Source organism: Streptomyces sp. JHA26 (assembly GCF_002005565.1).
Lineage (GTDB): Bacteria > Actinomycetota > Actinomycetes > Streptomycetales > Streptomycetaceae > Streptomyces.
In genome coordinates this window covers 31,833-55,043 of sequence record NZ_BDJC01000048.1, presented here as the reverse complement: position 1 = coordinate 55,043, position 23,211 = coordinate 31,833, and the positions used below count along the sequence as shown (strand labels likewise).

Annotated in this window: 18 protein-coding genes and 1 other RNA gene; 16 read left to right on the top strand and 3 right to left on the bottom strand. The window is 73.3% G+C overall.

Annotated elements, in window-relative coordinates:
• A partial coding sequence (locus JHAT_RS25390) for an FHA domain-containing protein (RefSeq protein ID WP_143660504.1) occupies nucleotides 1-1,167 on the bottom strand: 1,167 nt, incomplete at its 3' end.
• A 433-nt stretch (nucleotides 1,168-1,600) separates the two neighbouring features.
• On the opposite strand from JHAT_RS25390, the gene JHAT_RS25385 reads away from it, so the two are divergent.
• The 4 genes from JHAT_RS25385 to JHAT_RS25370 all read left to right on the top strand — a co-directional run bounded on the left by JHAT_RS25385 (nucleotide 1,601) and on the right by JHAT_RS25370 (nucleotide 6,918).
• Nucleotides 1,601-3,286, top strand: coding sequence for a serine/threonine-protein kinase (locus JHAT_RS25385; protein WP_077800578.1), 1,686 nt, complete (start codon nucleotides 1,601-1,603; stop codon nucleotides 3,284-3,286).
• Between the two features lie 131 nt (nucleotides 3,287-3,417).
• Nucleotides 3,418-4,659 (top strand): serine/threonine-protein kinase, encoded by a 1,242-nt coding sequence (locus JHAT_RS25380; RefSeq protein ID WP_077800577.1) that lies wholly within the window; start codon nucleotides 3,418-3,420, stop codon nucleotides 4,657-4,659.
• 73 nt (nucleotides 4,660-4,732) lie between these two features.
• Nucleotides 4,733-5,839: a peptide chain release factor 2 gene (gene prfB, locus JHAT_RS25375; RefSeq protein ID WP_077800576.1), complete on the top strand. Its 1,107-nt coding sequence runs from the start codon at nucleotides 4,733-4,735 to the stop codon at nucleotides 5,837-5,839.
• A gap of 314 nt (nucleotides 5,840-6,153) precedes the next feature.
• Nucleotides 6,154-6,918: an LPXTG cell wall anchor domain-containing protein gene (locus JHAT_RS25370; RefSeq protein WP_077800575.1), complete on the top strand. Its 765-nt coding sequence runs from the start codon at nucleotides 6,154-6,156 to the stop codon at nucleotides 6,916-6,918.
• Between the two features lie 81 nt (nucleotides 6,919-6,999).
• Here the strand turns inward: JHAT_RS25370 and JHAT_RS25365 are convergent, their stop codons facing one another.
• The gene (locus JHAT_RS25365) at nucleotides 7,000-7,191 is read right to left on the bottom strand and encodes a hypothetical protein (protein WP_077800574.1); all 192 of its coding nucleotides are present in this window, start codon (nucleotides 7,189-7,191) and stop codon (nucleotides 7,000-7,002) included.
• A 224-nt stretch (nucleotides 7,192-7,415) separates the two neighbouring features.
• Between JHAT_RS25365 and ftsE the strand changes: the two genes are divergently transcribed.
• The 5 genes from ftsE to ssrA all read left to right on the top strand — a co-directional run bounded on the left by ftsE (nucleotide 7,416) and on the right by ssrA (nucleotide 11,379).
• On the top strand, nucleotides 7,416-8,105 hold the full coding sequence (ftsE, locus tag JHAT_RS25360) for a cell division ATP-binding protein FtsE (protein WP_071377746.1): 690 nt from the start codon (nucleotides 7,416-7,418) through the stop codon (nucleotides 8,103-8,105).
• A 46-nt stretch (nucleotides 8,106-8,151) separates the two neighbouring features.
• Entirely contained in the window at nucleotides 8,152-9,069 is a 918-nt protein-coding gene (ftsX, locus tag JHAT_RS25355) for a permease-like cell division protein FtsX (protein ID WP_077800573.1), read from the top strand.
• A 68-nt stretch (nucleotides 9,070-9,137) separates the two neighbouring features.
• On the top strand, nucleotides 9,138-10,310 hold the full coding sequence (locus JHAT_RS25350; protein ID WP_171991044.1) for a S41 family peptidase: 1,173 nt from the start codon (nucleotides 9,138-9,140) through the stop codon (nucleotides 10,308-10,310).
• A gap of 98 nt (nucleotides 10,311-10,408) precedes the next feature.
• A complete protein-coding gene (gene smpB, locus JHAT_RS25345) occupies nucleotides 10,409-10,888 on the top strand; it encodes an SsrA-binding protein SmpB (protein ID WP_077800571.1) in 480 nt (159 codons plus the stop codon).
• A gap of 90 nt (nucleotides 10,889-10,978) precedes the next feature.
• Nucleotides 10,979-11,379: a transfer-messenger RNA gene (gene ssrA, locus JHAT_RS25340) on the top strand.
• Nucleotides 11,380-11,427: 48 nt separating this feature from the next.
• On the opposite strand, the gene JHAT_RS25335 is transcribed toward ssrA, so the two are convergent.
• On the bottom strand, nucleotides 11,428-12,762 hold the full coding sequence (locus JHAT_RS25335) for an MFS transporter (RefSeq protein ID WP_107482018.1): 1,335 nt from the start codon (nucleotides 12,760-12,762) through the stop codon (nucleotides 11,428-11,430).
• A gap of 83 nt (nucleotides 12,763-12,845) precedes the next feature.
• On the opposite strand from JHAT_RS25335, the gene JHAT_RS25330 reads away from it, so the two are divergent.
• From JHAT_RS25330 to JHAT_RS25300, 7 genes are all read left to right on the top strand, one after another.
• The gene (locus tag JHAT_RS25330) at nucleotides 12,846-13,814 is read left to right on the top strand and encodes a LysR family transcriptional regulator (RefSeq protein ID WP_077800570.1); all 969 of its coding nucleotides are present in this window, start codon (nucleotides 12,846-12,848) and stop codon (nucleotides 13,812-13,814) included.
• A 160-nt stretch (nucleotides 13,815-13,974) separates the two neighbouring features.
• Nucleotides 13,975-15,411: a hypothetical protein gene (locus JHAT_RS25325; protein ID WP_171991043.1), complete on the top strand. Its 1,437-nt coding sequence runs from the start codon at nucleotides 13,975-13,977 to the stop codon at nucleotides 15,409-15,411.
• Nucleotides 15,411-17,609: a polysaccharide deacetylase family protein gene (locus JHAT_RS25320; protein ID WP_077800568.1), complete on the top strand. Its 2,199-nt coding sequence runs from the start codon at nucleotides 15,411-15,413 to the stop codon at nucleotides 17,607-17,609. The genes JHAT_RS25325 and JHAT_RS25320 overlap by 1 nt, the downstream gene beginning before the upstream one ends.
• On the top strand, nucleotides 17,606-19,027 hold the full coding sequence (locus JHAT_RS25315; RefSeq protein WP_077800567.1) for an acyltransferase: 1,422 nt from the start codon (nucleotides 17,606-17,608) through the stop codon (nucleotides 19,025-19,027). Before JHAT_RS25320 ends, JHAT_RS25315 begins: the two co-directional genes overlap by 4 nt.
• An 81-nt stretch (nucleotides 19,028-19,108) precedes the next feature.
• Nucleotides 19,109-19,981: a hypothetical protein gene (locus tag JHAT_RS25310; protein WP_077800566.1), complete on the top strand. Its 873-nt coding sequence runs from the start codon at nucleotides 19,109-19,111 to the stop codon at nucleotides 19,979-19,981.
• Nucleotides 19,982-20,115: 134 nt separating this feature from the next.
• On the top strand, nucleotides 20,116-21,477 hold the full coding sequence (locus JHAT_RS25305) for a NarK/NasA family nitrate transporter (protein WP_077800565.1): 1,362 nt from the start codon (nucleotides 20,116-20,118) through the stop codon (nucleotides 21,475-21,477).
• Nucleotides 21,478-21,573: 96 nt separating this feature from the next.
• A complete protein-coding gene (locus tag JHAT_RS25300; RefSeq protein WP_077800564.1) occupies nucleotides 21,574-22,725 on the top strand; it encodes a uroporphyrinogen-III synthase in 1,152 nt (383 codons plus the stop codon).
• Nucleotides 22,726-23,211: the final 486 nt, after the last annotated feature.

Genomic DNA, 23,211 nt, shown 5'->3' with positions numbered 1-23,211 from the left:
GCCGGTCAGCCGCCGCGCCCACGCGCCGAGCCCCCCGCGCCTGCGCACGCCCTGCGGTACGTCGGTCCCCCGCAGCGGTGTCCCCTTGCGGCCGCCGCCTACCGCGCCGCTCCCGTGGCCGCCCGCGGGGTCCGTGCCCGCCGCGCCGGACATCTCCGCGTGCCCCCGGCCCGCGCGGGTCGGCCCCGCGGGGGCGCCGCCCGCCCCGGAGGCCCCGGCGTGCGTCTCGTCCGCCCCGGCCGCCCCGGTCCGCGGACCGGGCGTCGCCGGGAGCGGACGCGGTGCGGTGTCGGGCGGCGCGTCCCCCGGGAAACCGGTGCCGCGGCTCTCGCCGCGGGGCGCGGTGCCCCGGCCGGGCACCGCCGACGGGCCGGCCGGTGCCGCGACGGTGCCGTACGTCACCGTGCCGTGGGCGTGGTGCGTGCGCTCGCCGGGGACGTCCGCCCCGTCGTCCGCGCGTCCGTGGGTCACCCGGTCCCCGGCGTCGGCCGCCGCGCCGGGCACGCGCACGTGCCCCTCGCCGTCCGGCGCCGTCGCCACCCGTGTCCCGGCTCCCCGGCCGGCCGGGACCAGCCGCAGCGCCGACTCGCCGATCCGCAGCAGCGCCCCCGGCGCGAAGCGCACCGGACGCTCGCCCACACGGGTGCCGTCCAGGGTGGTGCCGTTGGTCGAGCCGAGGTCGGCGACCGAGACGCGGCCGTCGGCGGCGACGGTCACGGCGCAGTGCATCCGGGAGACGTCCGGGTCGTCGAGCGCGACGTCCGCGTCGGCGGACCGGCCGAGCCGGATCTGGCCCCCGTGCAGCAGGTGGACGCCGCCCGCGTCGGGCCCGGCGACCACGTGCAGCTGGGCCGGGACGTCGGCGGGGTCGGTGTGCGGGTCGGGCTCGCCCGGGGCGCCCAGGCAGAGCACGGCGCCGTCGATCAGCGGGGGCTCGCCCAGGGTGCTGCGCTGGGCGTCGAGCCGCTGCGCGCCGGCGTACAGGACCACCTGGCCGGAGCCCTGTCCGTCGCCGCCGGGGACCGCCGCGGCCAGCGCGGAGGCGATCGCGGCCAGAGCCGTGCCGGCCGGTGCCGTGACCAGCACGTCGCAGCTCGCGGCGGGTGCGCCGCCCCCCGCGGACAGGTGCGGGCCCAGCGGATCTATGACGGTCAGCCGGATCTGCATCGCCGTCAGCGGTCCCTTCGCGCGGGCGCCCGCGATCGCTTTGGGACGAAGACCTCTCTCCGCGGTCCCCCACCGCGGACTTCCCCCACCGCCACACGAGCACGTCGGCCAGTACTGGAGGCATCCTCGCACCTGCGGCCGACAACGTGCCCGCCCGCCGCCGCCAAATGATCTTGATTGGTCGGCTCTGCCCGCAAAAGTGCCTGACGGATGGCCCACCGATGATCGAGGGGCGATCAGTTGAGATCGGTCACGTCCGGGCTCGGCAACCAAGGGACCAGGTCGCGCGTCTTTCCTTCGCACACACGCCGGAAGCGGAACCCAGGCGGCCACGGCGGACCGGGGGGAACCGAAGGAAGACGACGGCCCGGGCCGCGCACCGCGGCACTACAGTGGGCCGGAACAGCCAGCAAGCAAACAGGGAGCGCATGACGTGCGGCCGGTAGGCAGCAAGTACCTCCTCGAGGAGCCCCTCGGTCGCGGTGCCACGGGCACCGTCTGGCGAGCCCGCCAGAGGGAGACCGCGGGCGCCGAGGCGGCCGTGGCCGGACAGCCCGGCGAGACCGTCGCGATCAAGGTCCTCAAGGAGGAGCTCGCGAGCGACGCCGACATCGTGATGCGCTTCCTGCGGGAGCGCTCCGTCCTGCTCCGGCTGACCCACCCCAACATCGTCCGGGTCCGCGACCTGGTCGTCGAGGGTGAGCTGCTCGCGCTGGTCATGGACCTCGTCGACGGTCCCGACCTGCACCGCTACCTGCGCGAGAACGGGCCGCTCACCCCGGTCGCCGCGGCTCTGCTGACCGCGCAGATCGCCGACGCCCTCGCCGCCAGCCACGCCGACGGCGTCGTCCACCGCGACCTGAAGCCGGCCAACGTCCTGCTGAAGCAGACCGGCGGCGAGATGCACCCGATGCTCACCGACTTCGGCATCGCCCGGCTCGCCGACTCGCCCGGCCTCACCCGCACCCACGAGTTCGTCGGCACGCCCGCGTACGTCGCCCCGGAGTCCGCCGAGGGCCGCCCGCAGACCTCCGCCGTCGACGTCTACGGCGCCGGCATTCTGCTGTACGAGCTGGTCACCGGTCGCCCGCCGTTCGCCGGCAACTCCGCCCTCGAGGTGCTGCACCAGCACCTGAGCGCCGAGCCGCGCCGCCCCTCCACCGTCCCCGACCCGCTGTGGACGGTCATCGAGCGCTGCCTGCGCAAGAACCCCGACGAGCGCCCCAGCGCCGAGAACCTCGCCCGCGGCCTGCGCGTCGTCGCCGAGGGCATCGGCGTGCACGCGAACAGCGCCCAGATCGGTGCCGCCGAGAACGTCGGCGCGCTCCTCGCGCCCGACCCGGCCCCCGCGCCGGTGCCCGGCACCCCCGGCGCCGCCGACCCGACGCAGGTCCTGCCGCAGAACCCGAACGGCGCCTATGACCCGAACGGCGCGACCAGCGTCCTGCCGCACACCGGCGGCCCCGCGGGCGCCGCCGACCCCACCGCCGTCCTGCCGAGCCGCGGCGCGGCCGACCCGACCGCCGTCATGCCGCCGGTGCCGCCGGGGCAGCCGGGCGCCCCGGGACAGGGCGGACCCGAGGACCCGCACCCCTGGCAGAACCAGCTGCGCGCCGCCCGCGACCGCAACGAGCAGACGCAGGTGCAGTACCTCGGCCCGAACGAGGACCCGCTGCGCCGCCGCCCCCAGCGGCAGGTCGCCCGCCCGCAGCAGCAGCCGCGGCCCCAGCAGCCGCCCCAGGGCTACGGCTACCCCCAGCAGCCCCAGCAGCCCCAGCCGCAGCGGTACGCCACCCCTCAGCCCCAGCAGCCCCCCCAGCCCCAGCCCCAGCGCTACGCCCCGCCGCCCGCGCCCGAGCCCCGGCCGCCCCGGCGCGAGCCCCGGCCGCCGCGGCAGCGCAGCGCCAACCCGATGCGCATCCCCGGGCTCGGCTGCCTCAAGGGGTGCCTGGTCACCCTCGTCGTGCTGTTCGTGGCCGGCTGGCTGATCTGGGAGCTGAGCCCGCTCCAGGAGTGGATCGGCACCGGCAAGAACTACTGGGAACAGCTCAGCGACTGGTTCGGCACCGTGACCGGCTGGATCGGGGACCTGGGCGGCTCGGACTCGGGCGGCGCCTGATCCCCGGGCGGGCCGTGCGGCCCCGACTCTGGGGATTTGTCGACAACCGGCGGGTGATTTCCGCCTCCGCTGTGAAGGCCGGCTCTCCGGACGCGTAGTTTTGTGCGCAACACGCGTCGGTAGGAGCAGTCTTGGCACGGAAGATCGGCAGCCGGTACACCGCCCACCAGATCCTCGGACGGGGCAGCGCCGGCACGGTGTGGCTGGGCGAGGGGCCCGAGGGCCCCGTCGCGATCAAGCTGCTGCGCGAGGACCTGGCCTCCGACCAGGAACTCGTCTCACGCTTCGTCCAGGAGCGCACCGCGCTGCTCGGCCTGGAGCACCCGCACGTCGTCTCCGTGCGCGACCTGGTGGTCGACGGCAACGACCTCGCGCTCGTCATGGACCTGGTCCGCGGCACGGACCTGCGCACCCGCCTCGACCGGGAGCGGCGCCTGGCACCCGAGGCCGCCGTGGCCATCGTCGCCGACGTCGCCGACGGCCTGGCCGCCGCGCACGCCGCCGGGGTCGTGCACCGCGACGTCAAGCCGGAGAACGTGCTGCTGGACATGCAGGGCCCGCTCGGCCCCGGCGGCTCGCACCCCGCGCTGCTGACCGACTTCGGTGTGGCCAAGCTCATCGACACCCCCCGGCGCACCCGCGCCACGAAGATCATCGGCACCCCCGACTACCTGGCCCCGGAGATCGTCGAGGGCCTGCCGCCGCGGGCCTCGGTGGACATCTACGCCCTGGCCACGGTCCTGTACGAGCTGCTGGCCGGCTTCACGCCCTTCGGCGGCGGCCACCCCGGTGCGGTCCTGCGCCGCCACGTCACCGAGACGGTCGTGCCCCTCCCCGGCATCCCCGACGAGCTGTGGCAGCTGCTCGTGCAGTGCCTGGCCAAGGCTCCGGCCTCCCGGCTGCGCGCCTCCGAGCTGGGTGCCCGGCTGCGCGAGCTGCTGCCGATGCTGGCCGGGATGGCGCCCCTGGAGGTGGACGAGCCCGACGCGGACGAGGAGGACGCGCCCGAGGAGGACCCTGCGTCGCCCGCGCCCGCCGGGCAGCCGGTCCGGCGCCGGGGAGCGGTGCCGCTGGTGCCGGGCGCGAAACCGGCCGACTCCAACCGCGACACGCACACCTCCATGCGCGTACCGGCCCCCGACGAGCTGGCCGGCGGCGCCCGCGGCACCGCCCGCGCCCCGCGCGCCTCCGGCGCCCCCCGCCCCGGCTCGGCCCGCAACCGCGCCGCCGCACGGCGCCGCCGGCTCGCGCTGGGCGCGGGCACGGTCGTCCTGGTCGCGGCGGTCGGTGTCGGCACCTGGCTGGCCACGGGCGGTGACGAGGGCGACGCGGGCCCCCAGGACACGCGGAACTCGGCACCGGCCTCCCCGTGAGGCCGGGCCCGCCGCCACCGCCGCCCGCCGCGGTCCGGCGTGGACCGCCGGGCGGAGCCGTTACGCTGGATGCGTGGCAGTCGTCGATGTATCCGAAGAGCTGAAGTCCCTCTCCTCGACCATGGAGTCGATCGAGGCCGTCCTGGACCTCGACAAGATGAGGGCAGACATCGCCGTGCTCGAGGAGCAGGCGGCCGCGCCCTCCCTCTGGGACGACCCGGAGGCGGCGCAGAAGATCACCAGCAAGCTCTCGCACCTCCAGGCCGAGGTGCGGAAGGCCGAGACTCTGCGCGGCCGGATCGACGATCTCGCCGTGCTCTTCGAGATGGCCGAGGAGGAGGACGACCCCGACACCCGCGCGGAGGCCGAGTCCGAGCTCACGGCCGTGAAGAAGGCGCTGGACGAGATGGAGGTCCGCACGCTGCTCTCGGGCGAGTACGACGCGCGCGAGGCGCTCGTCAACATCCGCGCCGAGGCCGGTGGCGTGGACGCCGCCGACTTCGCGGAGAAGCTCCAGCGCATGTACCTGCGCTGGGCCGAGCAGCGCGGCTACAAGACCGAGGTCTACGAGACGTCGTACGCCGAGGAGGCCGGCATCAAGTCGACCACCTTCGCCGTGCAGGTGCCGTACGCCTACGGCACCCTCTCCGTCGAGCAGGGCACGCACCGCCTGGTGCGCATCTCGCCCTTCGACAACCAGGGGCGCCGCCAGACCTCCTTCGCGGGCGTCGAGGTACTTCCCGTGGTCGAGCAGACCGACCACATCGAGATCGACGAGTCCGAGCTGCGCGTGGACGTGTACCGGTCCTCCGGGCCCGGCGGCCAGGGCGTCAACACCACCGACTCGGCGGTGCGCCTGACCCACATCCCCACCGGCATCGTCGTCTCCTGCCAGAACGAGCGCTCCCAGATCCAGAACAAGGCCACGGCGATGAACGTCCTCCAGGCCAAGCTGCTGGAGCGGCGCCGCCAGGAGGAGCAGGCCAAGATGGACGCCCTCAAGGGCGACGGCGGCAACTCCTGGGGCAACCAGATGCGTTCGTACGTGCTGCACCCGTACCAGATGGTCAAGGACCTGCGCACCGAGCACGAGGTGGGCAACCCCGAGGCCGTGTTCAACGGCGAGATCGACGGTTTCCTGGAAGCCGGAATTCGCTGGCGCAAGCAGCGGGAGAAGTAACCCGCGCCACCGGAACCGCTTTGTCGACAAGGCAACTGCCGCCTCACGGACGGCGGTTGCCTTTTCTTCGTCGGCGATGTCCGGGTTTTACCTCACACTCACATCCTTTGTGTCCGGCATACGTTCCTTACCGGGACATCGCGTACGCAATGACCTTGACGAGGCTTTGAACATTCGTAAGGGTGAGGCTCGGCATGCGTATTTCTGGGGCGCATGTGAACCGGGGGACTTCGCTTCAGCGCTACCGCCCTCCGTCGATCACGGCCCCTGGCGCCGCCTCACCGACGATTTCAGCTACTGGGGGTAGCAACCATATGACCAAGAAGACGCGGATCCGTGTCGCACGCATAGCGGCCGGTGCCGTGATCGCGGCCGGTGCCTCGCTGACCGCCGCGGGCGCGGCCTCGGCACTCGAGCTCAACATCGGGATCACCCTCGACGGCGAGCCGGGATGTGAGATCGGCACCGGCCCCGAGTGCAACACGGAGCAGCCCGGTGGCGGTAACACCGAGCAGCCCGGTGGTGGCAACACGGAGCAGCCGGGTGGCGGTAACACCGAGCAGCCCGGTGGTGGCAACACGGAGCAGCCGGGTGGCGGTAACACCGAGCAGCCCGGTGGTGGCAACACGGAGCAGCCGGGTGGCGGTAACACCGAGCAGCCTGGCGGTGGCAACACGGAGCAGCCGGGTGGCGGTAACACCGAGCAGCCTGGCGGTGGCAACACGGAGCAGCCGGGTGGCGGTAACACCGAGCAGCCCGGTGGTGGCAACACGGAGCAGCCCGGTGGCGGCAGCACCGAGCAGCCCGGTGGCGGCAACACCGGAGGCGGTAGCGACAACACCAACCCCGACGGTGGCTCCAACACCTCCACCCAGGAGCAGGGCTCCTCGGCCCTGACCGACACCGGTGAGGACGTCCCTGCCTCCGACGCCGCTGCCCAGGGCGGCGGCAAGGAGCTCGCCGAGACCGGTGCGGCGGAGACCACGTTCCTGCTGATCGGCGCCGCCACGATGATCGCCGGCGGCATCGGCTTCCGCATCCTGCCCCGCATGATGGGCAGCCGCGGCGCCGCCGCCTGACGGTAGCGCCTGCGCACAGCGCGTACACACAGGGGCCCGGAGCGCAACCGCTCCGGGCCCCTGTCGCGTCTTCGCCGGGCGCTACACCGTCTGGTGGGCCAGCAGCGCCACCGCGGCCACCAGGACCGCCAGCAGGGCGATCAACGTCATCGGATTCAGCCCCGCCAGGAAGTTCCCCTGCTGCAGCCGCTCGCGGTTCGCCCGGCACACCGGGCACCGGCCCTCGCTCACGGGCGCCGCGCAGTTCGCGCACACCAACCGGTCGTACGTCATGCGCCTCGCCCTCCTTGCCACCGGTTCACTCACACAACGCCCACGGCACCGTGAACGTTCCCCTTCCACTGTGCCAGGTTCCGGGGACCCCTGCGCGCGGTCCCCGGGGGACGGCGGCCGGGACAAAACGTGCAACTACCGCGCAACCCCGACCGGTGACTGCGGGGGGTCCCCGGTTCGCGTATGGTCACGCTCATCTACCCCCGGCGACCCGTGGTGCATCCGTGATCCGATTCGACAACGTGTCCAAGGTCTACCCCAAGCAGAACCACCCAGCCCTCAGGGACGTCTCCCTGGAGGTCGAGAAGGGCGAGTTCGTCTTCCTCGTGGGGTCCTCCGGCTCCGGAAAGTCCACCTTCCTGCGGCTGATCCTCCGCGAGGAGCGGTGCAGCCACGGACAGGTGCACGTCCTGGGCAAGGACCTCGCCCGCCTGTCCAACTGGAAGGTGCCGCAGATGCGGCGCCAGCTGGGGACGGTGTTCCAGGACTTCCGCCTGCTGCCGAACAAGACGGTCGCCGAGAACGTCGCCTTCGCGCAGGAGGTCATCGGCAAGTCCCGCGGCGAGATCCGCAAGTCCGTGCCCCAGGTGCTCGACCTCGTCGGCCTCGGCGGCAAGGAGGACCGCAGGCCGGGCGAGCTGTCCGGCGGCGAGCAGCAGCGCGTCGCCATCGCGCGCGCCTTCGTCAACCGGCCCAAGCTGCTGATCGCCGACGAGCCCACCGGCAACCTCGACCCGCAGACCTCCGTCGGCATCATGAAGCTGCTCGACCGCATCAACCGGACGGGCACCACCGTGATCATGGCCACGCACGACCAGAACATCGTGGACCAGATGCGCAAGCGCGTCATCGAGCTGGAGAAGGGACGCCTCGTCCGCGACCAGGCGCGCGGCGTCTACGGCTACCAGCACTGAGACCGCAGACCGCACCTGCTTCCACGGAAAGGCTCAACCACCCGCCATGCGCGCCCAGTTCGTGCTCTCGGAGATCGGCGTCGGTCTCCGCCGCAACCTGACCATGACCTTCGCGGTCATCGTCTCCGTCGCCCTGTCCCTGGCCCTGTTCGGCGGCTCGCTGCTGATGAGCGACCAGGTCGACACCATGAAGGGCTACTGGTACGACAAGGTCAACGTCACGGTCTACCTCTGCAACAAGAGCGACGCCAAGTCCGACCCCGCCTGCGCCAAGGGCGCGGTGACCGAGGACCAGAAGAAGCAGATCCTGGCCGACCTCGACGAGATGAACGTCGTCGAGAAGGTGACGTACGAGTCGCAGGACGAGGCGTACAAGCACTACAAGGAGCAGTTCGGCGACTCGCCGCTGGCCAGCTCGCTCACGCCGGACCAGATGCAGGAGTCGTACCGCGTCAAGCTGAAGGACGCGGAGAAGTACCAGGTCATCGCGACCGCCTTCAACGGCCGGGACGGCGTGCAGTCCGTGGCGGACCAGCGCGGCACCCTGGACAACCTCTTCCAGCTCCTGGAGGGCATGAACTGGGCCGCGCGCGCGGTGATGGCGCTGATGCTGGTCGTCGCGCTGATGCTGATCGTCAACACGGTGCGGGTCTCGGCGTTCAGCCGGCGGCGCGAGACCGGCATCATGCGGCTGGTCGGCGCCTCCGGCTTCTACATCCAGGCGCCGTTCATCATGGAGGCGGCGGTCGCCGGACTGATCGGCGGCGCGGTCGCCTGCGGATTCCTGGTGACCGCGCGGTACTTCATCATCGACCACGGGCTCGCGCTGTCCGACAAGCTGGCCCTGATCGACTTCATCGGCTGGGACGCCCTGCTGGCGAAGCTGCCGCTGATCCTGGCCACCGGCCTGCTGATGCCCGCGTTGGCCGCGTTCTTCGCGTTGCGCAAGTATCTGAAGGTGTGACACATGTCCGGAGGGCCGAACGGTCAAGCGACCGTTCGGCCCTCTCGCGTTGTCCTAGACTCACCGGCATGTCAGGTCGTGACCGTTTCCGTCAGCCCCTCCGCGTACGCCACGGGGCCGCCCTGACCTTGGTGTTCGCGAGCGTCCTCGTCACCGGGGCGGCCACCGGGGCGTTCCCGCAGGCCGACCGGAAGTCACCGGCGGACACGGCCCGTTCGGCCACGCCCGCCGGACACCACGAGGACGTGGCCCGCGCGGCGGCCGAGGCGATGGCCGACGGCAAGTCCCCGGTGGAGGCCGCCGAACGCGCCGTCAGCCGCAGCGGTGACCGCTGGGGCGCCGTCTACTCCCGGGGCGAGTACGAGGAGTTGGAGGAGGCCCTCGACGGCCAGTACACCGGCGTCGGCCTCTCCGCGCGTCGCGAACGCGACGGCCGCATCGAGGTGACCAGGGTGCACCCCGGGTCCCCCGCCGCCGACGCCGGGATCCGCGAGGGCGACCGGCTGCGCAGCGTCGACGGCGAGCGGGTCGACGGACGTCCGGTCACCGAGGTCGTCTCGACACTGCGCGGCGACGCCGAGGAGGACCCCGCGGGCACCGCCGTCCGGCTCGGCCTGGAGCGCGGTGCGCGGGCGTGGACCGAGACCGTCCGCCGGGCCAGGCTGTCCACGGACCCGGTCACCGTCCGCACGCTCGCCGACGGCGTCACCGTCGTCAAGGTCGCCTCCTTCACCAAGGGCGTCGGCCGGCAGGTGCGCGACGCCGTGGAGCGGGTGCCGGCCGGCACCGGCGTCGTCCTCGACCTGCGCGGCAACTCCGGCGGACTGGTCGCCGAGGCCGTCACCGCCGCCTCCGCCTTCCTCGACGGCGGCCTGGTCGCCACCTACGACGTCGACGGCGAGCAGCGCGCCCTGCACGCCGAACCCGGCGGCGACACCGCCGGACCCCTGGTCGTGCTCGTCGACGGCGGCACCATGAGCGCGGCCGAACTCCTCACCGGGGCCCTCCAGGACCGCGGCCGGGCGGTCGTCGTCGGCTCCCGCACCTTCGGCAAGGGCTCGGTGCAGATGCCGAGCCGGCTCCCCGGCGGCTCGGTCGCCGAACTGACCGTCGGGCACTACCGCACCCCCTCGGGGCGCGGCGTCGACGGCACGGGCATCACGCCCGACCTGGAGGTCGACCCGACGGGTCCGGCCGCCCTGGAACGGGCGCGGGCCGTGCTCGGCGGACTGGGCCGGTAGGCGCCGCCCCGGCCCGCCCGGCCCGCCCGGTCCCTGCCCCGCCCCGCGTAAATCGGCTTCCCGCGCACCCCCTCCGTAGTGCCAAAATGGGCGGCACTATGGCTAAGGAAAAAGGGCGCAAGCTGATCGCGCAGAACAAGAAGGCGCGGCACGACTACCAGATCCTCGACACCTACGAGGCCGGTCTGGTCCTCACCGGGACCGAGGTGAAGTCGCTGCGCCAGGGGCGGGCGTCGCTGGTCGACGGCTTCGTGCAGCTGGACGGGCACGAGGCGTGGCTGCACAACGTGCACGTGCCGGAGTACAGCCAGGGCACCTGGACCAACCACAGCGCCCGCCGCAAGCGGAAGCTGCTGCTGCACCGCGTGGAGATCGACAAGCTGGAGTCGAAGTCCCACGAGACCGGGCACACGATCGTGCCCCTCGCGCTGTACTTCAAGGACGGCCGCGCCAAGGTCGAGATCGCGCTGGCGCGCGGCAAGAAGGAGTACGACAAGCGCCAGACCCTGCGCGAGAAGCAGGACCGGCGCGAGGCGGAGCGGACGATCTCCGCGATCCGCCGCAAGCAGCGGGCCTGACCCGGCGGGAATAGGCTGGCACCCTCGTGCGTTGGTCACGTACGATGGCACCTGCACCGCTCGACGGTGCGCGGTTTGACAACACAACATGGGGATGATCGGTTTCGACAGCGGCTGTCGAAACAGGGGAAGCGTGTCGAGGAAGCGGCCATGATCTCGTAAACCACAGGCCGAAAAAAATAATCGCCAACTCCAAGCGCGATTCCTCCCAGCAGGCCTTCGCCCTCGCTGCCTGATCTCAGGTAGCGACAGCGAGCCTCCTACAAAGGGAGTGTCAGCCCGGGGCTGTTCCCGACCCGGATCCTGGCATCAGCTAGGGGACTAAACCTTGATCCCGGTCACGGGGTGAAAAGGGAAACCACACAGTGACTGAGCCCGTCGGAGACTTGTCCGCGTGATCTCCGGGGCCGAGAAAATCGCAGCGGACTGCACACGGAGAAGCCCTGTTTCCGCACCGTTGGACGCGGGTTCGATTCCCGCCATCTCCACCGTTCCCATGTGGGCCGAGGCCCCGTCGCTCCCGAGCGGCGGGGCCTTCGTCATGCCCGGGCACCGGCCGGGCGGGCCCGGCGGATCCGGCGGGCCCGGCGGGGCAGGGACAGCAGGGCCAGCGTCAGGGCGAGCGCGGCGGCCGTGACCGGCACGCCGTAGCCGGCCGTGGGCGACACGTGCTCCACCGTCCAGCCGCCGGCCGCGCTGCCGCAGGCGATGCCGCCGAGCAGTCCGGTCACCGCGAGGGTCATGCCCTCGTTCAGACGGCCCTCGGGGGTGCGGTGCTGGACCAGCGTCATCGTCGTGACCATCGTCGGGGCCGTCGCCATCCCGGCGGCCAGCAGCGTGAGCGCCAGCAGCGGCAGCGAGCCGGTGAGGGACGCGACGAGCAGGGGCAGCGTCATCAGGGCCGTCATCGCGGCCACGCACCACGGCAGGCGGACCTCGGCCGGGCCGCCGGGCTTCAGCGCGCCGTACAGCAGGCCCGCCGCGCAGGAACCGGCCGCCTGGAGCGCCAGCACCACACCGGCCGCCGAACGGTGCCCCTGCGCGTCGGCGAACGCGATCGTGACGACCTCCAGCGAGCCGAACACCGCGCCCGTCGCCAGGCACACCGCCAGCAGCGGGGGGATGCCGGGCGCGCGGAAGGGCGCCTTCGCCGCCGGGCGCGGCCGGGCCGGCGGTTCCGTCGCGCGCTGGGCGGCGAACAGCAGGATGCCGGTCACCAGCAGGACCACGCCGACCAGCGTGCCCGCCTCCGGGAACAGCGCCGTGCACAGGAACGCCGCGAGGACCGGTCCGAGCATGAAGCACAGCTCGTCCGTGGCCTGCTCGAAGGAGTTCGCCGTGTGCAGGGCGTCGGCGTCGCCCTTCAGCAGGTGGGACCAGCGGGCGCGGGCCATGCCGCCGGTGTTGGGCGTCGTGGCCGTGGCGGCGTACGCGGCGAACAGGGTCCAGTCGGGGGCCCCGGAGCGCACGCACAGCACCAGCGCGAGCGAGCCGAGCGCCGCGAACAGCGTCGCCGGTACCGCCACCCGGGCCTGGCCGTACCGGTCCACGAGCCGCGCGGTCCACGGCCCGACCAGCGCGGTCGCCGCCAGCCCGGTCGCGGTGACGGCGCCGGCGAGGGCGTAGGAGCCGCGCGTGCCGGCGATCATCACGACGGCGCTGACGCTGAACATGCCCATCGGCAGCCGGGCGATGAGGTTCCCGGCGGTGAACGCGCGGGCGCCGGGCGTGGACAGCAGGCGCCGGTACGGGCCGGGCGGCCTGCGCGGGGCACGCGGGGCACGCGGACGGAAGTCGACGGCGACCAGGGTGTCCGCGGTGACGGTGAGCAAGGGGGCGGACGGACGGGGGTGTTCGGGAGTCGGTTGCGGCATGCGTCCACCGTCGTCCGAGGCCGGGCACCGGGTCCAACACCTTCTCCGCACGCATTCACGCACGTCCGTTGTAGATTCGCCGGATGCCCGCACCCGCCCACCTCGACCCCCGCCTCCTGCGCGCCTTCGTCGCCGTCGCCGAGGAGCTGCACTTCACCCGCGCCGCGGCCCGCCTGTACGTCGCCCAGCAGGCGCTCAGCCGCGACGTGCGGCGCCTGGAACGCGAGCTGGGCACCGAGCTGTTCGTCCGGTCCACCCGGCAGGTGACGCCGACGGCCGACGGCGAGCGGCTGCTGCCGTACGCCCGCCGCGTGCTCCAGGCCCAGGAGGACCTCCTCGCCGCCTTCGGCCAGGCGCGCCCGCTGCTGGTGGACCTCAACTCGCCCGGACTGGTCACCGGACGCCTGGTCCTGGAGCGGGCCCGCCGGCTCGCGCCCGAGCTGGAACTCATGGCCCGCTACGAGAGCGGGCTGACCGGCGCCGCCGCCGAGCTGCTCGCGGGCCGGCTCGACGCCTCGTTCGGCCGGTTCGCGGGCCTTCCCCCGGCCCTGCGGGCGGGACTCGGCCACCAGCCGGTCCGCTACGAGCCCATGGCGGTCGTCCTGCCCGAGGACCACCCCCTGGCCGCCCGGCCCGAGGTGCCGCTCGCCGCGCTGGCGGGCGAGACCGTGTACGCCGGGGCCGGCAATCCGCGGACGCCGGAGTGGACCGACCTGGGGCACCGGCTGTTCGAGGGGCGCGGCATCGAGGTGGCGCCGCCCCTTCCGCTGGCCGTCGGGGACGAGGAGTTCCGGCGGATCATGGAAAGGACGCGTCATCCGATCCTCGCCGTGGTGAGCTTTCCGGCCATGGCCTCTACCGTGGTGCGTCCGCTCGTCGACCCCGTTCCGCTGTCGCCGGTCTCCCTGGTCTGGCGAAAGGGACTGGTGCACCCCGCTTTTGACGCACTGCGCCGCGCCGCCGCCCAGGTCGCGGCCGAAAACAGTTGGCTCCACAGGCCCGCCGAAGCATGGATTCCGGCCAGCGACGTTGCTGTGATGTCCGTCCATTAACCGACACGTGGCAACCACACACCCCCCGCGTGCGCTACATTCTTGGCCTGAGACGGTGTGGTACAGGGGGCGCTCGAACCTGGTGGGGGCCGGTTCGGCCGACGGGTGCTCGGAGTCGTATGCGCACCCAGAACTGTCCCTCGGGGGGAAGTGCGTGCGCGTGGAGAATTGGCAGAAAGACGCCCAACCGGAGTGGCCCGACGCCATGGCCGGTGGTCGTGATCTCGTGGAACCGGAACCGCAGGACGTCACCCAGGTGCTTCCTGAGACCGGTGCCCTCCCCGGCGCCGCGTCGTCGGCGGCCGGCGGGCCCGGGTGGTTCGGAGGAGCCGCGGACGCCGCCGAGACGGAGGTCCTCCGCCCCCAGGCGGGTGCCGACCTCTTCGGCGGCACGGCGCGCCGGGACCGGATGGGCCAGGGCCGAATAGGCCAGGACCGGATGGGCCAGGGCCGAATAGGCCAGGACCGGATGGGCCAGGGGCGAATAGGCCAGGACCGGATGGGCCAGGGGCGAATAGGCCAGGACCGGATGGGCCAGGGGCGAATAGGCCAGGACCGGATGGGTCAGGGGCGAATAGCCCAGGACCGGATGGGCCAGGGCCGAACGGGTCAGCACCGGGCGCCCCGGCACGGGGACGCGCCGTACGGGGAAACCGACCGGACGGAGGTCCTGCCGTCGGCGGCCCAGGCGGCCCTGACCCGCGCCTTCCCCGACCCCGCCACCACGGCACTCCGCGACCCCTGGCAGGGGACGCCGGGCGCACTGGACGCGGACGCACCCGGCACCGAGGCCCCCCGTACGGCCGACGAGACCGAGCACACCCACGACCCGCACGAGGTGACGGTCCAGCTCGACGCCGTGCAGCTCGGCGACGGCGTGATCCGCCGGGCCACGAGCGGCCCCGGGAAGCACGCCGCCTCCGAGCCCTCCGACGGACCGGTGTTCGTCGACGAGTCGGGCCGCCGCAGCCGCCGCTTCCGCCGTATCGGCATAGCCGTCGGCGGAGCCTGCGCGATCTACGCCGTCGTCATCGTCTCCACGCTCCTGTCCGGCAACTCGAACGCCCCCTGGCTGCCCGTACCGGGCCAGGAGCAGGGCAAGCCGGCCGGCCAGGTCGACACCACCCCGCTGCCCTCGCAGTCCGCGCAGCCCTCCACGAGCGGCAGCGCCGACCCGCGGACCAGCCCCTCGGCCGGCACCGGCGTGACGACGTCCCCCGGCGCCGACGCTCCCGCGCCCGGCACCTCCGCCACCGCGAGGCAGCCCGGCACCAGCGCGGACGCCGGCCGGCCCTCGTCGACCGCGACCGACCCGAAGCCGGGCGGCGGCGGTGGCGGCGCGGTCGAGCCGGACCCGACGGCGACGACCCAGCAGTCGCCCCCCGCCGCCACGGACCCGACGACTCCGGCGGACGGCGGCGACGAGACCACGGTCGATCCGACCCCGCCCACGGACGGCGGCACCGCCCCGACCGACCCCGGCGCCGGCACCACCGTGAACGGCGCGAGCGACACCTCCCCGGTGGCCGCCAGAACCGCCGCCGCGCCGGCCGGCACCTCCACGTCCCCTTCCCTGTCCCCGGAGTACACCCTCTGATGGCCTCCCGCACCCGCCGTCACGGCGCCGCCCGCGGCGCCCGTGACGGCGCCCGGCGCCGCCGCCTGCCCTTGCGCCTGCTGCTGCCGCTGCTCGTCCTCGTCGCCCTGGTGGCGATGCTCATGCTGCGCGGATACGTGCACAGCGAGATCCTCGCCGACCACCGCGTCCAGCCCCCCGCCGCGACCGACCACGTGCCCGAGGAGATCCTCGAGGGCGGTCCGGTCATCGACACCCGGGGCGGCCGGACCAGCACCCTGAGCGTGCCCGACCACCACCTCGTCCTCACCTTCGACGACGGCCCGGACCCGACGTGGACGCCGAGGGTGCTGGACGTGCTGAAGAAGCACGACGCCCACGCGGTCTTCTTCGTCACCGGCACCATGGCCTCCCGCTACCCGGACCTCATCAAGCGCATGGTCGACGAGGGGCACGAGGTCGGTCTGCACACCTTCAACCACCCGGACCTCTCCTACCAGTCCAAGAAGCGCATCGACTGGGAGCTGTCGCAGAACCAGCTGGCGATCACCGGCGCGGCCGGGGTGCGCACCTCGCTCTTCCGCCCGCCGTACTCCTCCTTCGCCGACGCCATGGACGACAAGTCCTGGCCGGTCACCCAGTACATCGGCTCCCGCGGCTACATCACCGTCGTCAACAACACCGACAGTGAGGACTGGCAGAAGCCCGGCGTCCACGAGATCATCCGCCGCGCCACCCCGCACGGCGGCAAGGGCGCCATCGTCCTGATGCACGACTCCGGCGGCGACCGCCACCAGACCGTGCAGGCCCTGGACAGGTTCCTGCCCGACCTGAAGAAGAAGGGCTACGAGTTCGACAACCTCACCGAGGCCCTGGACGCGCCCAGCGCCATGACCCCGGTGACCGGCGTCGACCTGTGGAAGGGCAAGGCGTGGGTCTGGCTGGTCCAGGCCTCGGAGAAGCTCACCGACGGCCTGGTGGCGGGCCTGGCGGTCATCGGCACCCTGGTCATCGGCCGCTTCGTGCTGATGCTGCTGCTGTCCGGCGTGCACGCCCGCCGGGTGCGCCGCAGGAACTTCCGCTGGGGTCCGCCGGTCACCGAACCGGTGACGGTGCTGGTCCCGGCGTACAACGAGGCCAAGTGCATCGAGAACACCGTCCGGTCCCTCATGGAGAGCGACCACCCGATCGAGGTCATCGTCATCGACGACGGCTCCAGTGACGGCACGGCCCGGATCGTCGAGGCGATGGGCCTGCCCAACGTCCGGGTGATCCGCCAGCTCAACGCGGGCAAGCCCGCCGCGCTCAACCGGGGCCTGGCGAACGCCCGTTACGACATCGTGGTCATGATGGACGGGGACACGGTCTTCGAACCGTCCACCGTCCGCGAACTCGTCCAGCCCTTCGGCGACCCGAAGGTCGGCGCCGTCGCGGGCAACGCGAAGGTCGGCAACAAGGACAGCCTCATCGGCGCCTGGCAGCACATCGAGTACGTGATGGGCTTCAACCTGGACCGCCGCATGTACGACGTCCTGCGCTGCATGCCGACCATCCCGGGCGCCGTGGGGGCCTTCCGGCGCTCCGCGCTCGAGCCGTTCGGCGGCATGAGCGACGACACCCTCGCCGAGGACACCGACGTCACCATGGCGCTGCACCGCGCCGGCTGGCGCGTCGTCTACGCCGAGAACGCCCGCGCCTGGACCGAGGCCCCCGAGTCCGTCCAGCAGCTGTGGTCCCAGCGCTACCGCTGGTCCTACGGCACCATGCAGGCCATCTGGAAGCACCGCCGCGCCGTGATCGAACGGGGCCCCTCGGGCCGCTTCGGCCGCGTCGGCCTGCCCTTCGTCTCCCTGTTCATGGTCGTGGCCCCGCTCCTGGCGCCGCTGATCGACATCTTCCTGCTCTACGGCATCGTGTTCGGCCCGACCCAGAAGACGATCGTGGCCTGGCTGGGCGTCCTCGCCATCCAGGCGGTCTGCGCGGCGTACGCCTTCCGCCTCGACCGCGAACGCATGACCCACCTGATCTCGCTGCCCCTGCAGCAGATCCTCTACCGCCAGCTCATGTACGTCGTGCTGCTCCAGTCCTGGATCACCGCGCTCACCGGCGGCCGCCTGCGCTGGCAGAAGCTGCGCCGCACCGGTGTCGTCGAGGCCCCGGGCGGCTCGGTCCCGAGCCAGCGGTCGCGCAGCGGCAATGATCGGAGGCCCGTGGCATGACCCACGGATACACGACCGGGACGGGCACGAACCCGGAACCGGCCGGCCCCTACGGCACCCCGTACGCGGGAGCCCAGGGCGGCACCCCCTACGCGGGGGTCCCGGGCGGTGCCCCGTACGGAGCCCCGTACGGGGAGGAGCCGGGCGGCGTCCCGGGCGCGTCCCACGCCGTCCCCCGGCAGCGCACCACGGAGCCCGCGCCCGAGGCCGCCGCGCCCGAGGCCGCCGCGCCGGCGGCCGCCCCGGCGCCCAGGAAGCCGGGCCGCGACCGGTACCTCGACCTGCTGCGGTCCGTCGCCCTGGTCCGCGTCGTGGTGTACCACCTGTTCGGCTGGGCCTGGCTGTCGGTGCTGTTCCCGTCGATGGGCGTGATGTTCGCGCTGGCCGGTTCGCTGATGGCGCGTTCGCTCAAGCGTCCGGCGCTGAGCGTGATCCGCAGCCGCGTCCGCCGTCTCCTGCCGCCCATGTGGGCGTTCGGCGCGGTCGCGCTGGCGCTGATGTTCGCCAGCGGCTGGAACCCGGCCGAGGACCCGGACCACGGTGACACCTGGGGCCTGCTCTCGCTGCTCAACTACATCGTCCCGATCGGCGCGCCGCCCTACCCCTGGCACAGCGGCTCCCCGTCGGGGCTGCTGGACGACACCTGGGCCGTGCAGGCCGCGGGACCGCTGTGGTACCTGCGCGCCTACCTGTGGTTCGTCCTCGCGTCCCCGCTGCTGCTGTGGGCGTTCCGCCGCGCTCCCTGGCCGACGCTGCTCGCTCCGCTGGGGCTGACGGCGATCGTCGGCACGGGCCTGGTGAAGATCCCCGGCGAGACGGGCAACGCGGTCACCGACTTCGCGGTCTACGGCAGCTGCTGGGTCCTCGGCTTCGCCCACAACGAGGGCCTGCTGAAGCGGATCCCGCGCTACGTCGCCGTCTCCGGGGCCTCGCTGGTGATGGCGTTCGGCCTGTGGTGGGCCTCGGGCCACCTGGGCCCCGACGGCTGGGACCTCAACGACATCCCGATGGCGCAGGCCGCCTGGTCGTTCGGCTTCGTCGTGATCCTGCTCCAGTACTCCCCGTCCTGGCAGGAACTCCCGGGGCGGCTGGCCAAGTGGGACAAGCTGGTGACCCTCTCCAACAACCGGGCCGTCACCATCTACCTGTGGCACAACCTCCTGATCATGCTGACGGTGCCGATCATCGACCTGCTGTACCGGCTCCCGTTCATGCAGAGCGCGCGGGCGGCGGACGCCCTCACGGACGCGTACTCGCTGTGGATGTTCGCGCTCGTCTGGCCCCTGATCGGCCTGATGGTCCTCGCCGTCGGCTGGATCGAGGACCTCGCGGCCAAGCGCAGCCCGAGGCTGTGGCCGAACGGCACGAAGCGCTCCGCCGGGAAGCGGACGACGGCCGGGGCGGCGCACCGGGGCTGACGCGTCCCGCTCCCCCGTGCGAGACTGCCCCGGTTGCGGACGTGAACAGGGTGGCGTGAGCCGGCCCGGGGGAGCGGTGGGATGAGCAAGCGCCAGACACAGAAGATGCTGCGCCTGATGGCGAGCGGGGAGCCGGTCGAGCTCACCAGTGCGATGGCATCTGTGAAGAAGCTGGCCCGACTCGCCTTCGTCGCCCAGCAGTTCGGGTACGAGTACGCCGACGTGCGGCAGGGCGGCGGGAACAACGGCCAGCTCAGGATGCTGATCGTGCCCGACCCCAGCCCGCAGGCACGGGCGCGGGCCGCGCAGAACCGGGCGCAGTACCCGAACGCCGGCGACGGCGTCTCCGTGCCGCCGCTGGTGCCGGACGCCTTCGAACTCCTCAAGGCCCGCATCAACTTCGACCTCACCGGCACGAGCGCCCAGAAGCGGATGGGGTACGCCGGGCTCGGCGTCACCCTCGGCTGCGCCGTCCTCGCCTTCCGCGCGGGCGGGCAGTCCGACGACTTCGTGATGGCCGCGATCGTCTGGCTGTTCGCCCTGGCGGTCCTGGGCGTCGGCCTCCTCGTCACCCGCAAGCGCAACGCCAAGTTCGCGGCCCGGCTCCAGGCCGCCGGGTTCCTGCCGGTGGCGGACGAGACCGGGCGGGTGCGGTACCTGCCGCCGGGAGCGCAACCGCCCGGGCACGGCAACCCCTTCGGCGGCGGCGCCCCCGTCGCCGGCTCGCCGTACGGCCACCCGGCGCCCGGCGGCCCCGCCGCGCCCGGTGGCTACGGTCAGCCCGCCCCGGGCGGCTACGGCCACCCCGTCCCCGGCCCGTACGCCCCGCAGCAGCCGTACCCCGCCCAGGGCGCCCACGGCCAGCCGCAGCCCCCGGCGCCGTACGCCCCGCCCCCGCAGCAGCCCTACCCCCAGCAGAACCCCCACTGGCAGCCCCGGTCCCCGCAGGGCTGACCGTCCGGACCTCTCACCCCGCCGTCGCGCCGGGTGAGAGCAACGTTCCCTGCCGGTCACCCGCAGCCCCACCGGCCCGAAACGCGCCCTTCCTACCGTCGGAGCGACCGAGCCCCGGAGCGCGTGGAGGCGTCATGACAGTCCCTGGCGGCCGCTGGATCCAGCACTGGGATCCCGAGGACGAGACCTTCTGGAAGGAGACGGGGGAGCGGGTAGCCCGGCGCAACCTGTTCTTCTCCGTCCTCTCCGAGCACATCGGGTTCTCGGTGTGGACGCTGTGGTCCGTGCTGGTGCTCTTCATGGGGCCCGAGTACGGGCTGACGCCGGCCGACAAGTTCCTGCTGACGTCCGTGGTGACCCTGGTGGGGGCCGTGGTGCGGGTGCCCTACACCTTCGCCGTCGCGGTCTTCGGCGGGCGGAACTGGACGATCGTCTCGGCCGGGCTGCTGCTCGTCCCGACCGTCGCGGCCTTCACGGTCATGGAGCCGGGGACGTCCTTCTCGACCTTCCTCCTGGTCGGCCTGCTGGCCGGCATCGGCGGCGGCAACTTCGCCTCCTCCATGACCAACATCAACGCCTTCTTCCCGCTGCGGAAGAAGGGCTGGGCGCTCGGTCTCAACGCCGGGGGCGGGAACATCGGCGTGCCGGTCATCCAGCTCGTCGCGCTGGCGATCATCGGGGCGGGCGGCGGGCCCCGGGTGCTGCTCGGCATCTACATCCCGCTGATCCTCGTGGCCGCGGTCCTCGCCGCCCGCCACATGGACAACCTCGCGTCCGTGCGGAACGACACCGGAGCCGCCAAGGACGCCGCCCGGGACGCGCACACCTGGATCATGTCCGTGCTGTACATCGGCACGTTCGGGTCGTTCATCGGCTACAGCTTCGCCTTTGGGCAGGTGCTGCAGACCCAGTTCGGCCGCACCCCGCTCCAGGCCGCGTACCTCACCTTCATCGGCCCGCTGCTCGGCTCCCTGATCCGGCCGCTCGGCGGCAGGCTCGCCGACCGGTACGGCGGCGCGCGGATCACGCTGGGGAACTTCGTCGCCATGGCCGCCGCCACCGCCGTACTCGTGGCGGCCAGCATGGCGAAGTCGCTCGCGCTGTTCGTGGCCGTGTTCGTGGTGCTGTTCGTGCTCAGCGGGCTCGGCAACGGGTCGACGTTCAAGATGATCCCCGGGATCTTCCAGAACAAGGCGCTCGCCCAGGGGCTGACGGGCGAGGAGGCCGTGGCGTACGGGCGGCGGCTCTCCGGCGCCTCCATGGGGCTGATCGGCGCCGTGGGCGCGCTCGGCGGCGTCGCCATCAACCTCGCCTTCCGGCAGTCCTTCCTCTCCGTCGGTTCCGGCACCGGCGCCTTCGTCGCGTTCCTCGCCTACTACGCCGTCTGCTTCGCCGTCACCTGGGCGGTATACCTTCGCCGCCCCGCCGTACGGGTGCCGGCCGGGCCGGCCGGCCCGGCGCGGGCGCAGGACCGGCCCGACTACCTCCACGTATGACGTAACACTGGTGTCACGCGGTGGAACCGAGCCCGTCACGCGCTGTTGACAGGCTCGGTCGCCGTGCAGACAGGTACGACGACCGGGACGAGGGCGATGGACGACGAACAGCAGCAGCCGGACCACGGCCCCCTCGCCGGATTCACCGTGGGCGTGACCGCCGCGCGCCGCGCCGACGAGCTGGGCGCGCTGCTCCAGCGGCGCGGCGCCGCGGTCCTGCACGCCCCGGCGCTCAGGATCGTGCCGCTCGCCGACGACAGCGAGCTGCTGGCCGCGACCAAGCAGCTGATCGACCAGGCGCCGGACGTCGTCGTGGCCACCACCGCCATCGGCTTCCGGGGCTGGGTCGAGGCCGCCGACGGCTGGGGGCTCGGCGAGGCCCTGCTGGAACGGCTGCGCTCGGTGGAGCTGCTCGCGCGCGGCCCCAAGGTCAAGGGCGCGGTCCGGGCCGCCGGTCTGACGGAGCGGTGGTCGCCGTCCTCCGAGTCCATGGCCGAGGTGCTGGACCGGCTCCTGACGGAGGGCGTCGACGGCCGCCGGGTCGCCGTCCAGCTGCACGGCGAGCCGCTGCCGGGGTTCGTGGAGGCACTGCGGGCGGGCGGCGCCGAGGTCGTGGGCGTGCCCGTCTACCGGTGGCTGCCGCCGGAGGACCTCGGGCCCGTCGACCGGCTGCTGGACGCCGTCGTCGCGCGGGGCGTGGACGCCGTGACGTTCACCAGCGCGCCCGCCGCCGCGTCCCTCCTGGGCCGCGCCGAGGAGCGGGGCCTGCTGCCCGGGCTGCTCGCCGCCCTCGGCCACGACGTGCTGGCCGCCTGCGTCGGCCCGGTCACCGCGGTGCCGCTCCAGGCGCACGGCGTCGACACGGTGCAGCCCGAACGCTTCCGGCTCGGCCCCCTCGTGCAGCTGCTGTGCCAGGAGCTGCCGGCCCGAGCCCGGGCGCTGCCGGTCGCCGGGCACCGGGTGGAGATCCGCGGCCACGCCGTGCTGGTCGACGGGGAGCTCAGGGCGGTGCCGCCCGCCGGGATGGCCCTGCTGCGGGCGCTGTCCCGGCGGCCGGGCTGGGTGGTGCCCCGCGCCGAACTGCTGCGGACGCTGCCGGGGGCCGGACGCGACGAGCACGCCGTGGAGACGGCGATGGCCCGGCTGCGCAGCGCCCTCGGCACGCCGAAGCTGATCCAGACGGTGGTCAAGCGCGGCTACCGCCTGGCCCTGGACCCGGCCACCGACGCGAAGTACGCCGACGACTGAGCCGACGCCGTGCCTGAGCCGGCCGGCACCCCGACCCGGGCGGGAGGCGGGCGCGCACCGACGCCTGAGCCCGCGCTGGGCCCGAGCCCGCGCCGTGTCCGAATCGGCCGGTGCCCCAGCCCGGGTGGGGCGCGGGCGCACGTCGTGCCCGAGTCGGCCGGTTCCCTGGCCCGGGCGGGACGCGGGCCCACGTCGTGCCCGAGTCCACGTCGACGCCTGAGCCCGCGCCGGGCCCGAGCCGGCTGGCGCCCTGGTCCGGCCGGAGGCCCCCGCGCCGGAGGCCTCCGGCCGTCCCGTGACGGGCGTCCGCCGCCGTGTCCCGCCCGCCCCCGCCCGTGTGACCGGCTGCCGAGCGTCCGGTCGGCAGGTCCCCGGACGCGCGGGTGCGGGCGCGTGCGTTCGGGCAGGGGCGGTGTGAGGGGTTCCGGGTGCGGAGGCGGGCGGGCACTGTAGAGGGAGCGGTCCACCTGCTCCCCTCCCGGCCCG

Bases quoted from the DNA above. Each gene is read 5' to 3' on its own strand.
- JHAT_RS25370 (WP_077800575.1), top strand. From the start codon at position 6,154: ATGACCAAGAAGACGCGGATCCGTGTCGCACGCATAGCGGCCGGTGCC.
- JHAT_RS25365 (WP_077800574.1), bottom strand. From the start codon at position 7,191: ATGACGTACGACCGGTTGGTGTGCGCGAACTGCGCGGCGCCCGTGAGC.
- ftsX (WP_077800573.1), top strand. From the start codon at position 8,152: ATGCGCGCCCAGTTCGTGCTCTCGGAGATCGGCGTCGGTCTCCGCCGC.
- JHAT_RS25350 (WP_171991044.1), top strand. From the start codon at position 9,138: ATGTCAGGTCGTGACCGTTTCCGTCAGCCCCTCCGCGTACGCCACGGG.
- smpB (WP_077800571.1), top strand. From the start codon at position 10,409: ATGGCTAAGGAAAAAGGGCGCAAGCTGATCGCGCAGAACAAGAAGGCG.
- JHAT_RS25335 (WP_107482018.1), bottom strand. From the start codon at position 12,762: ATGCCGCAACCGACTCCCGAACACCCCCGTCCGTCCGCCCCCTTGCTC.
- JHAT_RS25330 (WP_077800570.1), top strand. From the start codon at position 12,846: ATGCCCGCACCCGCCCACCTCGACCCCCGCCTCCTGCGCGCCTTCGTC.
- JHAT_RS25320 (WP_077800568.1), top strand. From the start codon at position 15,411: ATGGCCTCCCGCACCCGCCGTCACGGCGCCGCCCGCGGCGCCCGTGAC.
- JHAT_RS25315 (WP_077800567.1), top strand. From the start codon at position 17,606: ATGACCCACGGATACACGACCGGGACGGGCACGAACCCGGAACCGGCC.
- JHAT_RS25310 (WP_077800566.1), top strand. From the start codon at position 19,109: ATGAGCAAGCGCCAGACACAGAAGATGCTGCGCCTGATGGCGAGCGGG.
- JHAT_RS25305 (WP_077800565.1), top strand. From the start codon at position 20,116: ATGACAGTCCCTGGCGGCCGCTGGATCCAGCACTGGGATCCCGAGGAC.
- JHAT_RS25300 (WP_077800564.1), top strand. From the start codon at position 21,574: ATGGACGACGAACAGCAGCAGCCGGACCACGGCCCCCTCGCCGGATTC.